11 protein-coding genes are annotated in these 12,899 nt (G+C 70.7%); 2 read left to right on the top strand and 9 right to left on the bottom strand.

Annotation, left to right across the window (positions count from 1 at the left end):
• Nucleotides 1-33: 33 nt before the first annotated feature.
• From H036_RS0108685 to H036_RS0108660, 6 genes are all read right to left on the bottom strand, one after another.
• A complete protein-coding gene (locus H036_RS0108685; RefSeq protein ID WP_017934395.1) occupies nt 34-612 on the bottom strand; it encodes a hypothetical protein in 579 nt (192 codons plus the stop codon).
• A gap of 235 nt (nt 613-847) precedes the next feature.
• Complete coding sequence (gene purD / locus H036_RS0108680) at nt 848-2,104, bottom strand: phosphoribosylamine--glycine ligase (RefSeq protein WP_017934394.1); 1,257 nt, start codon at nt 2,102-2,104, stop codon at nt 848-850.
• A 31-nt stretch (nt 2,105-2,135) separates the two neighbouring features.
• Nucleotides 2,136-4,061 carry a PAS domain S-box protein gene (locus H036_RS22255; RefSeq protein ID WP_017934393.1) on the bottom strand — a complete coding sequence of 642 codons (1,926 nt, stop codon included), beginning with the start codon at nt 4,059-4,061 and terminating at the stop codon, nt 2,136-2,138.
• Between the two features lie 91 nt (nt 4,062-4,152).
• The gene (locus H036_RS0108670; RefSeq protein WP_017934392.1) at nt 4,153-5,457 is read right to left on the bottom strand and encodes an adenylosuccinate synthase; all 1,305 of its coding nucleotides are present in this window, start codon (nt 5,455-5,457) and stop codon (nt 4,153-4,155) included.
• A 184-nt stretch (nt 5,458-5,641) separates the two neighbouring features.
• Entirely contained in the window at nt 5,642-6,955 is a 1,314-nt protein-coding gene (locus H036_RS0108665; protein WP_017934391.1) for a hypothetical protein, read from the bottom strand.
• Nucleotides 6,952-7,449, bottom strand: coding sequence for a hypothetical protein (locus H036_RS0108660; RefSeq protein ID WP_036487814.1), 498 nt, complete (start codon nt 7,447-7,449; stop codon nt 6,952-6,954). The genes H036_RS0108665 and H036_RS0108660 overlap by 4 nt, the downstream gene beginning before the upstream one ends.
• Before the next feature lie 115 nt (nt 7,450-7,564).
• On the opposite strand from H036_RS0108660, the gene H036_RS0108655 reads away from it, so the two are divergent.
• Nucleotides 7,565-8,203: a lipase chaperone gene (locus H036_RS0108655; protein WP_017934389.1), complete on the top strand. Its 639-nt coding sequence runs from the start codon at nt 7,565-7,567 to the stop codon at nt 8,201-8,203.
• A gap of 27 nt (nt 8,204-8,230) precedes the next feature.
• On the opposite strand, the gene H036_RS0108650 is transcribed toward H036_RS0108655, so the two are convergent.
• The 3 genes from H036_RS0108650 to H036_RS0108640 all read right to left on the bottom strand — a co-directional run bounded on the left by H036_RS0108650 (nt 8,231) and on the right by H036_RS0108640 (nt 11,290).
• Nucleotides 8,231-9,226: a helix-turn-helix domain-containing protein gene (locus H036_RS0108650; RefSeq protein ID WP_017934388.1), complete on the bottom strand. Its 996-nt coding sequence runs from the start codon at nt 9,224-9,226 to the stop codon at nt 8,231-8,233.
• A 22-nt stretch (nt 9,227-9,248) separates the two neighbouring features.
• The gene (gene lysS / locus H036_RS0108645; protein ID WP_081615507.1) at nt 9,249-10,739 is read right to left on the bottom strand and encodes a lysine--tRNA ligase; all 1,491 of its coding nucleotides are present in this window, start codon (nt 10,737-10,739) and stop codon (nt 9,249-9,251) included.
• 122 nt (nt 10,740-10,861) lie between these two features.
• Entirely contained in the window at nt 10,862-11,290 is a 429-nt protein-coding gene (locus tag H036_RS0108640; RefSeq protein ID WP_017934386.1) for a DUF3151 domain-containing protein, read from the bottom strand.
• A gap of 97 nt (nt 11,291-11,387) precedes the next feature.
• Between H036_RS0108640 and H036_RS0108635 the strand changes: the two genes are divergently transcribed.
• Nucleotides 11,388-12,842, top strand: coding sequence for a DHA2 family efflux MFS transporter permease subunit (locus tag H036_RS0108635; RefSeq protein ID WP_017934385.1), 1,455 nt, complete (start codon nt 11,388-11,390; stop codon nt 12,840-12,842).
• Nucleotides 12,843-12,899 lie beyond the last annotated feature (57 nt).

The raw sequence follows: 12,899 nt of genomic DNA, 5'->3' as shown, positions 1-12,899 counted from the left end.
GGCGAGGACTGCCAACGCGACCACTTCGCGCGGTCAGGCACCGCTGAGCCGTAGCTTCCGCGGGGCTTCCCAGCCCGGCATCGTCCACTCCCGGCCCCGTCCGGTCGGCACCCGGGTCTCGCGGAGCTGGTCGAACCACTCGCCCGGGTCCGCGAGGGTGAAGTCGTGCGTGGTGCCGTCGTTGCCGTCGCCGCCGCCCGACATGGCAACGCCGGTGACGTCGAACCCGTCAACGACGAAGCCTCCGACCGTGGCGACCAGGGGCAGGAAGCCGTCGGTGGCGAGACGGGCGACGATGAGCAGCTGGGTCACCAGCCCGATCGGCCAGCCGCGACCGAGAGTCTGGCGTCGTTGCGCCGAAGGCCATCGCACGTCGACTTGTCGTCGGCTGACGAAGATCCCATGGGGGAAGCGCCGCGCGCACTCCTGCGCGCCGATGGTCGGCCGGGCTCGGAGCGCGGAGATCGCATCATCGTCATAGAGCCACGTACTGCCGCCGATCCGCGGCGTGCCGGCAAGGCCGCACGCCAGCACCCGTCGTGCAGATCGCTGAGTGAGCGAGGTGGGCGGCAGCGTCAGCAGCAGCGCTGCCTGACGTCCGCTGAGGTCCATGCGGCGAACGTTCGGCGCACCCGCCTCCGCCACTAGCCGTCGGTTCGGAGCTGTGGATAAGCCGCCCGGTGAGCGCCCGAGCGCTGGCCGGCGTCAGGCAGGCATCGCTTGAGCGACATGGGCATAGGGGCACGAGCGTGCCCCTTTACCCATGCCCGAACTGGCCCTTGGCCCGTGGCCGGAGCCCGCGAGCCCCCGAGCCCCCGAGCACCTGAGCCCTGAGCCCGGGTTCGGATCAGCGCAGCGAAGCACCCTCGACCACGCCGAGCGGCTCCGCGGCGATGTCACTACGCCGCTGCATCCCCTCGAAGCTGATCAGCCCGGCCGCGGCATAGGCGTTGGCCCGCGCCGCGGCGACATCAGCCCCACCCGCACGTACGGCGAGGACACGCCCGCCCGCGGTGACCAGCCGACCGTCGCCGTCCAGCGCCGTACCTGCGTGTATGACGTCAGCGCCTGTGGCCGCGGCGTCCTCGACACCGCTGATGACGTCCCCCGACGAGGACGACTCGGGGTAGCCGGCGGAGGCGAGCACGACCGTGACCGCCGCCTCGTCCCGGAAGACGGGCGCCGGCACCGAGTCCAGCGCGCCCGTCGCGGCCGCGTGCAGCAGCGCGCTGAGCGAGGAGTCCAGCACCGCGAGCACGGGCTGGATGTCGGGGTCGCCGAAGCGGCAGTTGAACTCGATCACCTTCGGGCCCCTCGCGGTGAGCGCGAGTCCGACGTAGAGGCAGCCGACGAAGGGGGCTCCGCGGCGCCGCATCTCGGCAAGCGTCGGCTCGACGACCGTCGCGATCACTACCTCCGCGAGGTCGGACTGAGCCCAGGTCAGCGGCGTGTAGGAGCCCATCCCACCCGTGTTCGGGCCGCGGCCGCCGTCGAAGATCCGCTTGAAGTCCTGGGCCGGCTGCAGGGCGTAGGCGCGCTCGCCGTCGCAGACCGCGAACAGCGAGACCTCGGGGCCATCCAGGAACTCCTCGATGACGACGGTCTCGCAGGCCGCAGCATGCGCCGCCGCCTCGTCGCGGTCACGCGTGACGACGACGCCCTTGCCGGCGGCGAGTGCATCGTCCTTGACGACGTACGGCGCACCGAACTCGTCGAGGGCCGCTGCCACCTCCTCGGCGGTGCGGCACACCCGCGAGCCGGCGGTCGGGACTCCCGCTGCGGCCATCACCGACTTCGAGAACGCCTTCGAGCCCTCGAGCTGCGCCGCCTCCCGCGAAGGCCCGAAGACCGGGATGCCGGCGGCACGGACGAGATCGGCGACACCCGCGACCAGAGGGGCCTCGGGGCCGACCACGACGAGGCCGGCGCCGAGTTCGGTCGCCAGCGCCGCGATGGACTCACCGGACATCGCGTCGACGTCATGGAGCGTGGCGATCAGACCGATACCGGGGTTGCCCGGTGCGGCATGCACCTCGGCGTCCTGGGCGAGCTTGAGGGCCAGCGCGTGCTCGCGGCCGCCGGTGCCGATCACAAGGGTCTTCACGGCCGTCGACCCTATCGCCTGGCAGGCGCGATCAGCGCACCGCGGCGATCCGCAGGCTGGCCTCGATCGGCTCGAAGGGCACGCGCAGCACGAAGGCCGACGGGCCTTGTGCGCTGGGGGCCTCATAGGTCACCTCGCCGCCGTGTCCTCGCGCGATCTCGCGCACGAGGTAGAGCCCGAGCCCGGTGCCTCCGGTGCGACCTGCGACTGCGAAGCGGTCGAAGAGCTGCGGCACGAGGTCCCTCGGGACGCCCGGCCCGGTGTCGCAGATGCGGATCTCCACGCCCGACACCGTCGGCCGCCCTGCCACCGTGACCGGTGCCCGGCCGTGCCGGATGGCGTTGTCGAGCAGGTTGTCCACGGCCTGCGCGAGCCGACCGGCGTCGGCGACGAAGGAGACGTCCTCGATCAGTTCCAGCTGGATCTGGGCGCCGTTGTTGGCCGCGCGCGTGCGCTCGATGGACGCGGTCAGCAGGGCACCGAGCGTGACCTCCTCGGGTCGCAGCACCAGGGCGTCGTTCTGCAGCCGCGAGGCGGTCGCGAGGTCGGTGACCAGGCGCTGCAGCCGGTGGGCGCTGGTGCTGATCCCCGACAGCAGCTGCGTCCGATCCGCCTGGCTGAGCCGCTGCCACTGCTCCTGCAGCAACGAGGCCGACCCCTCGATCACAGCGGTCGGCGTACGCAGCTCGTGCGCGGTCACCGCCAGGAGGTGGGTCTGCTGCTCGGTGGCGGTCTGGTGCTGGTCGGCGTAGAGCCGCTGCTCGGTCTGGTCGCGGGTGACCTTGGCGAAACCGATGTGCTCGCCGTCCTCGCCATAGACCGCAGTGATCACGACGCTGGCCCAGAACTGGCTGCCGTCCTTGCGCACCCGCCAGCCCTCCTCGGCGAAGGCGCCGTTCTGCAACGCGAGCGCGAGGTTGTGCTCGGGGTGGCGGGCGTCCTGCTCCTGGTCGGGGTAGAAGAGCCGGAAGTTCTGCCCGATGACCTCCTCGGCGCTGTAGCCCTTGATCCGCTGTGCGCCGATGTTCCAGCTCGCCACGTTGCCCTGCGGGTCGAGCATGTAGATCGCATAGTCGCGCACGGCCGTGACGAGCATCCGGAACAGTTCCTCGTTGCGCCGCAGGTCGTCCTCCGCCTGCAGCTGGGCGCTGATGTCCTGCACCTGGGCGAACACGTAGAGGGCTTGGCCCTTGGAGTCGCGGATCGGCGCCAAGGTCACCCGCACCGTCTGGTCGATGGCATCGGGCAGTCGGTGCTCGAAGGTGACCATCGACTCGCCCCGCAGGCTGATCGCCTCCAGGCCGGCGTCGAGGGCGTCGCCCTGGCCGCCGGTGAGCTGGCCGTAGTCCACGCCGACCAGGTCGACGGGCTGGCATCGCATCAACTCTGCGAGCGCCGCGTTCGCGCGCACCACGCTGCCGTTGAGGGTGAGGGTGGCCATGCCGATGGCGGCGCGCTCGAAGACCTCGCGGAAGCGCTCGAGATGCTCGTCGAGCACCGTCTGCTCGACCGAGTCGCTCTCCTCGCCGTCACTCTGCCCGACCACGCGCAGCCGATTGCGTCCCGGGGGCGGTGGCGTCGCCGGCCGGGTGCCGAGCAAGGTCAGAAGGCGATCGGCCAACTCGTCGATGCGGATCGACTTCTCGATGAAGTCCACGGCACCCAGCTCGCGGGCAGCGTCGGCCAGGCCGCGCTCCTCGAAGCCGGTGAAGATGACCACCTTCGTGTCCGGCGCCAGGGTCAGTACGGCGGGGAGTGCCTCGAGCCCGTCCATGGTGGGCATCGAGGTGTCCATCAGCAGCAGATCAGGCTCGTGCCGATACGCCAGACCGATCGCCTCGGCACCGTCACGCCCTTCACCGACGATCTCGAACTGTCCGGAGAGCTGCAGCCGGGTACGGACCAGCGCACGTACCTCGTCCGAGTCGTCGACGAGGACCAAGGTCGGCTTGGGCATGCGGCTCCCTTCTCCCCCATGGTGGAACGCTGTACCCGGCCGCGAGTACGTCATGCGCCGCGCGGCCGGGCAGCGTCACACTCAGCTCAGCTCAGCGCTTGAGCAGATCATGCACCACGACGCTCTCGTGGCGACCGGGACCGACGCCGATCACCGACATCCGGGCACCGGAGAGCTCCTCGACGCGACGAACGTAGGCCTGCGCGTTGGCCGGCAGGTCGGCCAGGATGCGGGCGCCGGAGATGTCCTCGCTCCAGCCGGGCAGGTACTCGTAGACCGGCTCGGCGTGGTGGAAGTCGGACTGGTTGACCGGCATCTCGTCGTGCCGTACGCCGTCGACGTCGTAGGCGACGCAGACCGGGATCTGCTCCAGGCCGGTGAGCACGTCGAGCTTGGTCAGCACGAAGTCGGTGACCCCGTTGATGCGCGCTGCGTAGCGGGCGATGACCGCGTCGTACCAGCCGCAGCGACGCGGCCGACCGGTGGTCGTGCCGAACTCGAAGCCGTTCTCGCGCAGGAACTCGCCCGACTCATCGAGCAGCTCGGTCGGGAACGGTCCCTCACCCACGCGGGTGGTGTAGGCCTTCACGATGCCGATCACCTGGTCCAGCCGCATCGGCGGGATGCCGGAGCCGGTGCAGGCGCCGCCCGAGGTCGCCGAGGACGAGGTGACGAACGGGTAGGTGCCGTGGTCGACGTCGAGCAGCGTGGCCTGCCCGGCCTCCAGCAGCACGACCTCGCCCTTGTCCAGGCCCTGGTTGAGCAGCAGGGCGGTGTCGCACACCATCGGGGCGAGCCGCTCGGCGTAGGAGAGCAGGTCCTCCACGACCGCGTCGACGGTGAAGCCGCGCCGGTTGTAGACCTTGGTGAGCAGCTGGTTCTTCAGCTCCAGCGCGCCCTCGACCTTGGCGCGCAGGATCTTCTCGTCGAACAGGTCCTGGATCCGGATGCCGATCCGGTTGATCTTGTCGGCGTACGTCGGGCCGATGCCGCGTCCCGTCGTACCGATCTTGCGGGAGCCGAGGAAGCGCTCGTTGACCTTGTCGAGCTGGCGGTTGTAGTCGGCGATGACATGCGCGTTCGCCGAGACCCGCAGCAGCGAGGTGTCCACGCCGCGGGCGTTGAGCCCGTCGATCTCCTCGAACAGCACCTGCAGGTCGATGACCACGCCGTTGCCGATGACCGGCGTGACACCGGGGGTGAGGATGCCGCTGGGCAGCAGGTGCAGCGCGTACTTCTCGTTCGAGCCGTCCGGCTGCGGGATGACGACGGTGTGGCCGGCGTTGTTGCCGCCGTTGAACTTGACCACGTAGTCGACGTCGCCGCCGAGCAGGTCGGTGGCCTTGCCCTTGCCCTCGTCGCCCCACTGGGCACCGATGATCGCGATTGCGGGCATGTACTACTCCTTCACGACGGACGGAGTCCCTCCGCCCCGCGGGCGGCTGCTCAACGCACCTGGATTGGGTCCGATCAGCAAGGAGCCCCGCGCAAGACCGAGGGTCAGGCCGGGGGCTCTTGCAACCGTACGTTACCAAAGCGGGCGGTGAACGCCCCTCTTCGCTCGATCGCCGGGACCCCGCTCAGCGCATCACGGTAGGGCCTGCGCCCTCGTCGTCGAGCCAGTCGCTGCCGTCGTCCCACAGGTCATCAGCGGTCTGCTCGCCGCGCTTGCGGTCGCGCCCGCGACCACCGGCCGACGCGCCCGCGCCGCGGCTGCCACCCCGGCTGCCCCCGGCCGCGACCCGGCGGCCGCCCGCTCCACGCGCGCCCGATCCGGCACCCCCACCTGCGGCGACCGTGGGCCGACCGGCAGCCGCCTGCTCCTCGGCGCCCAGCGCACCCCCGGCCACTCGACCCACGGCCGAACCACCGATCGTCTGGCCGGACTCGAACCGCAGGGCGGGCAGCGATCCGGCGCCGGCACCACCCGCGCCGGAGCCGCCCAGACCGCCCAGCGCACCTGCGCCGAGGACACCCGCGCCGCCGACCCCACCAGCGACCCCGCCAGCGACCCCGCCGGCGCTCAGGCCACCGCTCAGGCCAGCCGAAGAGGCGACCGGCACGCTGGGCGTGACCGGCGAGGTCGGCGCGGTCGGCGCGGTCGGCATCGGCGTCCCGCCGCCCTGCAGCAGACCGCCGTGATCGCCGCCGGTGCTGGTGCTGGGGGTGGTCCCCGGCGGGATGGTGGCCGTCGTGCCCGGGTGATGCGTCGTCCCTGGGTCGGTGGATCCGACGGTGGGGGTCGCAACGAACGCCGTCGGATCCTTGATCGCGCTCTTGCGACCGCTCGTCCGGCTACCGCCGGTTGTGCCCGACGGCGTGCCCGACCCGGCCCCGCCGGGCGACGGCGCCGGCGTCTCTCCGTGGATCTCCCGCATCGTCAGCGCAGCATCGTCGAAGGCAGTGTCGAGGGCCCGGATCTGGGCTGCCGCGGCCGTTTCGTTGTCGTTGTAGGCCTTGCCAGCAGCGTCCGACTTGGCCTTCCAAGCGTTGTACTTCTTCTTCTGTGCCGGGTCGCTCGGGTCCGTGACGGTCGGCGCGGTGCCGGCATCCGCGGGCGGGGTCAGTCGCTGCTGCTCGCTCTGCGCGACGATCAGCTGGGCGTGCACCGTCGTGAGCTGCTGGCTGCCGGCCTCGAGCTGATCGGCACGCGAGGTCATCGTGTCCGCGGCCTTCTGGAACGCTGCGGTGGCGGCCGCCGTGACCTCGCTGTCGGCCCCGAAAGCCGAGTCGAGCGTCGTGGTGTGCAACGTCAACGAGTGAGCGATGGTCCGCAGCAGCGCTGCGCTGCTGTGCCAGTCGGCAGATGCGTCCGCGATCGTCGACACGGTCGCGTGGGTGCCCTCGAGGTAGGTGTCGAGGAGGGCACGGTTCGGTCCCTTCAGCTCGCTCACTGGGCACCTCCCATGGGTCCGCCCGACGTGGCGGTGGACCCGCCGGTCGAGGCCGGCGCCGTGGTCGTCGGCTGCTGGCCACCGACGGTGGACTGGCTGACGGTCGTGCCGTGGGTGTCTGCGCCGTCGAACGTGGTGTCCACCCGGTCCAGCGACGAATCGATCTGGGTGGTGGTCACGGCACTGTCCTCGTCCACGTCGGCGAGATGTGCGGAAGCCTTGTCCAGGGCGCTCGCGAAGCCCGCCAGCCCCTCGGCCATCTCCTTGAGCACCGCGACGACGTGCTGATGGGCCAGGTCGGCATCGGCGCCCAGGCTCGCACCCGGAGCGCTGGCGCCGAAGTCACCGTGCCCGACGGGCGTCACCTTCTGGTCCAGGACCTCCGAGTGGTGCCCGGTCAGGAGCTTGCGCAGCTCGCCGATGGTGTCCTCGTCCATCAGGATGCTGAGCGTCTTGGCGGTGGCACCGCCGTCAAGCAACAAGTCAGGCAACATGGTCAACCCCAAGATCCGTCACGTCCTACCGCGACCCACATTCCCTGCTCAGGCCGCGCCAAAACATCGGATCGGATCGGCTAGTCTGCCGCCCTGTCGACCAGGAGGTACTCGGGTGTCCCGTCGGGTCAAGGTGACGACCGTCGCGGCGCTGGCCGTCGCCTCGCTCGCCGCGCTCAGCGGCTGCGGGAGCGGGAGCGGGAGCGACGACGCCGCATCCGGCCCGAGGCCCTCCGGCGCTGCCTCAACCCCCGGGAGCGCGGCCGCGACACCGTCTGAGGCCGCGTCCAGCCCCTCCCCTTCTCAGTCCGGCCTGACGGGCCCTGTCGCCACGCTCGACGCCGGCACCGTCCGTGCGCCGGCCGGATGGACCCTCAAGCCGGGCGACGCGGCCTGGCAGCTTGTGTTGACGGGTCCGGTCCGCAAGGGCGGTCAGGTGATCTACGCCGACCTCGACGACCACGTCTTCGGCACCTCCGCCAGCCCGACCCCGGCCGCGCTCGACGCCGTGGTCAAGGTGGTGCACCAGGACAAGGGACTGACCTGGACCCGTCGCCCCAACGTGACCCTCGGCGGCGTGCTGTTCTACCACCTGGTCGACGACACCAACGACGTTCTTCTCTACGAGGAGTACGGCTCGATCCACAACGGCCGCGACGTCGTCCTCGACTTCGAGTTCGAGAAGCCGCTGGTCAAGGCCAGCGAGCGGCGCCGGCTGATCGACGCGATGGCAGCGAGCTACCAACCCAGCTGAGGAGCGACCCGGCGCCTCGGACCCGTCTCACAACCAGCCGCGACGGCACGCCTCGACACCCGCCTGGAAGCGCGAGTCGACACCCAGCTCGGCCATCACCTCCGCGACCCGACGACGGACGGTGCGCAGGCTCAGCCCCAGCCGGCGGGCGATCTGCTCGTCCTGGGCGCCTGAGGCGAGCTGGTGCAGGAGCTGACGGCGGGGCTCCTCACCCTTCGCGCCCCGCTCGTACTCCACCACCGGTGAGGCCCGCTCCCAGAGCTCCTCGAAGAGCAGGGCGAGCGCCTCGACCAGTCCTCGCTGCCGCACCATCATGCGGGGCGTGGTGATCTTGCCGAGCGGCTCGGGCAGGATCGCGTGGGTCGTGCCGATGACCAGCAGGCGGGTCGGGATGATCGGCAGCACCCGGACGTCCTCGCCGATCTCGACCCGCGCCTCGAGTACGGCGGGGACCTCGGCCAGCGCTCGCACCGGGTAGATGGCGCGCGCCCGCCGCCCGCTGGCCACCGCGTCGGCGACCAGCTGGTTCATGTCCGGCTCCCACGGGAACGTCCACTGGTCCGGTCGCAGCCAGGCCAGGTCGCCGGTGGTTCGCCGTACGAGGCTGCTCAGACTCTCCGGGAAATAGCGGCCGGTGTAGATCTCGCCGTCGATCGGCTGACCGGACTCCTCCAGGTCCACGTCGGAGAGGCTCGCGGCGCGGGCGGCGATGTGCGGAACCGCCCGGCTGATGTTGAGCAGCTGCTCGTGGGCCCGACGGGCCCGATCGGCGGCCGTCTCGATCATCCGGGACAGCGCGAGCGCCGGGCCGAGCACCTGAACAGCGTCGGGACGCAGCTCGACGATCTCCGCCTCCACCAGGTCCGCGGCGATCACCCCGAGCTCGTCGCGGGTCAGGCCCAGATTCTCGGCGACCTCCCCCCACGGCCTGCCCGACAGTGCCTGCAGGCGGTCGTAGAGCCGGGCGACCTCAGGCGGGAAGCCGAGAGCGGTCATGAGCTTCTCGGCACCCAGGGTGTCCATGCCCGCCACCCTAGTGCCGGGCTCAGGCGTGCGCCTCCGGCTTGAGCAGCGGGAAGAGGATCGTCTCGCGGATGCCGGAGCCGGTGAAGAGCATGATCATCCGGTCCAGGCCGAGGCCGAAGCCGCCCATCGGCGGGGCGCCGTACTCGAGCGCACGGAGGAAGTCCTCGTCGAGCTGCATCGCCTCGGGGTCGCCGCCGGCGGCCTTGAGCGACTGTGCGGTGAGGACCTCGCGCTGCACGACCGGGTCGATCAGCTCGGTGAACGCGGTCCCGCGCTCGACACCGCCGATGATGAGGTCCCAGGCGAGCACCTGGCGCGGCTCGGCGGAGTTGAGCCGGGCCAGCGGCTGCGCCTCCGCAGGGAAGTCGCACAGGAAGGTCGGCTGGAGCAGGCCGGGCTCGACGAGCTCGCCGCACAGCTCCATCACGACCTTGCCGGCGGACCAGGCCTTGTCGATCTCGACCTCGTGCTCGGCAGCCAGTGCGACGAGGGTCTCCAGCGGGGTGTCGGGCGTGATCTCCCGGCCGACCGCCTCGGAGACGCCCTGGTAGACGGGCAGCCAGCGCCACTCGCCGCCGAGGTCGATGATCGTCTCGAGGGGCTCGAGCTCCGATCCTGGCTCGTGGCCCTGCCGGTGGACGATCTGGCGAGAGCCGATCAGGTCGGCGGCGTTGAGGTACATCTCGCGCATCAGCTCGGCCATGGTGAACTGGTCGCCGTAGGCCTGGTAGCCCTCGACCATGGTGAACTCCGGGCTGTGGGTGGAGTCCACGCCCTCGTTGCGGAAGACCCGGCCGATCTCGAAGACCTTCTCCACGCCGCCGACGACGGCCTTCTTCAGGTTGAGCTCCAGCGCGATGCGCAGGGTCATCTCCTGGTCGAAGGCGTTGATGTGCGTCTTGAACGGCCGCGCCATCGCACCGCCGTGGATCAGCTGCAGGATGGGGGTCTCGATCTCGAGGTAGCCCTCGTCCTCGAGCGTACGGCGGACGGCGCGCGTGACCAGGCTGCGGGTGCGGACCATGTCGCGCGCCTCCTGACGCACGATGAGGTCGGCGTACCGCTGTCGGACGCGGGTCTCCTCGGAGAGCTCCTTGTGGAAGACCGGCAGCGGCCGCAGCGCCTTGGAGGCCATCTCCCAGCCGGTCGCCATCACGGAGAGCTCGCCGCGCCGCGAGCAGATCACCCGGCCGGTCACCGAGACGTGGTCGCCCAGGTCGACGACGGCCTTCCAGTCGGCGAGCGACTCCTCGCCGACCTCGGCCAGGCTCAGCATCACCTGGAGCCGCGTGCCGACGCCTTCCTGGAGAGTGGCGAAGCAGAGCTTGCCGGTGTTGCGCACGAAGACCACCCGGCCGGTGACCGAGACGACGTCCTGGGTCTCCTCGCCGGCCCCGAGGTGCGCCCACGTCTCGCGCACCTCGGCCAGGCTGTGGGTGCGCGCGACGTTGGTCGGGTAGGCCTGGCGGCCCTCCTCCAGCAGCCGCTCCCGCTTGGCTCGGCGGACCATCCGCTGCTCATCGAGGCTGGGCTCGGTGAGGTCCGGCTCCGGGGCGGTGGTCTGCTGCTCGTCGGTCACGGGCGCAAGGCTATCGGCGCAGGCGCCCGCCGACCGAACCCGCTGGCGTGGCCTCAGTCGCCGAGGAGCGCGTCGTACGCCGTCGGGCTGCTGTCGCGCAGGAACTCGCTGCAGCGCTGCCACTCCTCGTCCTCGCCGATCTCCCGGGCGGAGCGGGCGAGCAGGGCCAGGCACATCAGGAAGCCGCGGTTGGGCTCGTGCTCCCACGGCACCGGGCCGTGGCCCTTCCAGCCGTTGCGGCGCAGCATGTCCAGGCTGCGGTGGTAGCCGACGCGGGCGTAGGCGTAGATCGTCACCGGGTCGGCACCGTGCTCGGTGGCGATGGCACCGAGCGTCGCCCAGGCGATCGGGGAGGCCGGATGGCGACGTACGACGTCGGCGACCTTGGCGGGATCGGTCAGCTCGGCGAGCTCGGCTGCTGCGGGGTCGACCGGAAGATGGGTGGGCGGCGGGCCGGCAAGAAGGTCCTGGTTGAGACTCATGTCTCCGATTGTCCCCAACAACCCGGAAGAGATTGTCAGTGGTCTGCTGTTGACTTGGGATGTGACCCAGACAGCCCCTCCCCAGACTGCGCCAGACGTGCGCCCGTGGCCAGCGCTGTTCGCGCTGGTGCTCGGCTTCTTCATGATCCTGGTCGACCTGACCATCGTCACGGTGGCGACACCGACCATCATCGATAAGCTCGATGCCAGCGTCAACGAGGTCGTGTGGGTCTCCAGCGCCTACATGCTCGCCTACGCCGTGCCCGTGCTGATCACCGGGCGACTCGGCGACCGGTTCGGCTCGAAGTATCTCTACCTGATCGGCCTCACGGTCTTCACGCTCGCCTCGCTGTGGTGCGGCCTGACCTCGACGATCGGCATGCTGATCCTCGCTCGGGTGGTCCAGGGCATCGGCGCCTCGATGATCACGCCGCAGACGATGGCGATCATCACCCGCATCTTCCCGCCGGCCGAGCGCGGCAAGGCGATGGCGGTCTGGGGCGCCACCGCGGGCGTGGCGATGGTCGTTGGACCGGTCCTCGGCGGCGTCCTGACCGACGCGCTGGGCTGGGAGTGGATCTTCTTCGTCAACATCCCGGTCGGCATCGTGGGGTTGATCCTGGCCATCCGCTGGGTGCCGGCGCTGCCGACCCACGAGCACAGCTTCGACTGGCTCGGCGTGGCGCTCTCCGGCGTCGGCCTGTTCCTGCTCGCCTTCGGCATCCAGGAGGGCCACGACAAGCACTGGGCGGGCTGGATCATCGCGATGATCGTCGGCGGCATCGCCTTCCTGATCGCCTTCGTGCTCTGGCAGGCCCGCAACAAGCGTGAGCCGCTGGTGCCGCTGAGCCTGTTCGGCGATCGCAACTTCTCGGTCTCCAACGTCGCCATCACCACCATGGGGGCGGTCGGCGCCTCCATGGGCTACCCGCTGATGCTCTACGCCCAGGCCGTGCGTGGCGACAGCCCCACCCAGGCGGCGATGCTGCTGGTGCCGATGGCGGTGATGTCGATCGTGCTGGCCAAGTTCGTCGGCAACCTGACCGACCGGCTGCACCCGCGCAACATCATGGGCTTCGGGTTCGCGGCCAGCTTCGTCGGCATGCTCGCCGTGGCACTGCAGCTAAGTCCGGACTCTCACGTGTGGTCGCTGTGCGTCGGCATGGTCATCCTCGGCATCGGCAACGCCTTCATCTGGGCACCGACCGCCGCCACCGCGACCCGAAACCTGCCGATGCAGCTGGCAGGCGCAGGCTCCGGCGTCTACAACGCCACCCGGCAGGTCGGGTCGGTCATCGGCTCGGCGGCCATCGCGGTGCTGATGGATGCCCGCCTGGCGGCTCTGCTGCCCGGCGCGAGTGCCCACGGTGACGCAGGCGCCGCCCAGATCAACGACCCTCACGTCGCCTCACTGTTCTCGCAGGCGATGCGCGACGCGATGCTGCTGCCGACCTTCCTCTACGTCATCGGCTTCATCGCGGTGATGTTCTACGAGCGGCCCAACCACGCCGGCTTCGGCGGCGCGGTCCCCGCGGTCGCCCACGCGGACTGACGCACGCACCAACATCCTGCGCCCCCGGCCGCTTCGGCAGCCGGGGGCGCAGGTCGT

Source organism: Nocardioides sp. Iso805N (assembly GCF_000364605.1).
In the GTDB taxonomy this organism is placed as follows: Bacteria; Actinomycetota; Actinomycetes; order Propionibacteriales; family Nocardioidaceae; genus Nocardioides.
The sequence above is the reverse complement of the archived record's forward strand: the minus strand, read 5'-3'. Positions and strand labels throughout refer to the sequence as shown.

Excerpts from the sequence above, each read along its gene's own strand:
- H036_RS0108685 (WP_017934395.1), bottom strand. The coding sequence starts at position 612 with ATGGACCTCAGCGGACGTCAGGCAGCGCTGCTGCTGACGCTGCCGCCC.
- H036_RS22255 (WP_017934393.1), bottom strand. The coding sequence starts at position 4,061 with ATGCCCAAGCCGACCTTGGTCCTCGTCGACGACTCGGACGAGGTACGT.
- H036_RS0108670 (WP_017934392.1), bottom strand. The coding sequence starts at position 5,457 with ATGCCCGCAATCGCGATCATCGGTGCCCAGTGGGGCGACGAGGGCAAG.
- H036_RS0108660 (WP_036487814.1), bottom strand. The coding sequence starts at position 7,449 with ATGTTGCCTGACTTGTTGCTTGACGGCGGTGCCACCGCCAAGACGCTC.
- H036_RS0108650 (WP_017934388.1), bottom strand. The coding sequence starts at position 9,226 with ATGGACACCCTGGGTGCCGAGAAGCTCATGACCGCTCTCGGCTTCCCG.
- lysS (WP_081615507.1), bottom strand. The coding sequence starts at position 10,739 with ATGGTCCGCCGAGCCAAGCGGGAGCGGCTGCTGGAGGAGGGCCGCCAG.
- H036_RS0108640 (WP_017934386.1), bottom strand. The coding sequence starts at position 11,290 with ATGAGTCTCAACCAGGACCTTCTTGCCGGCCCGCCGCCCACCCATCTT.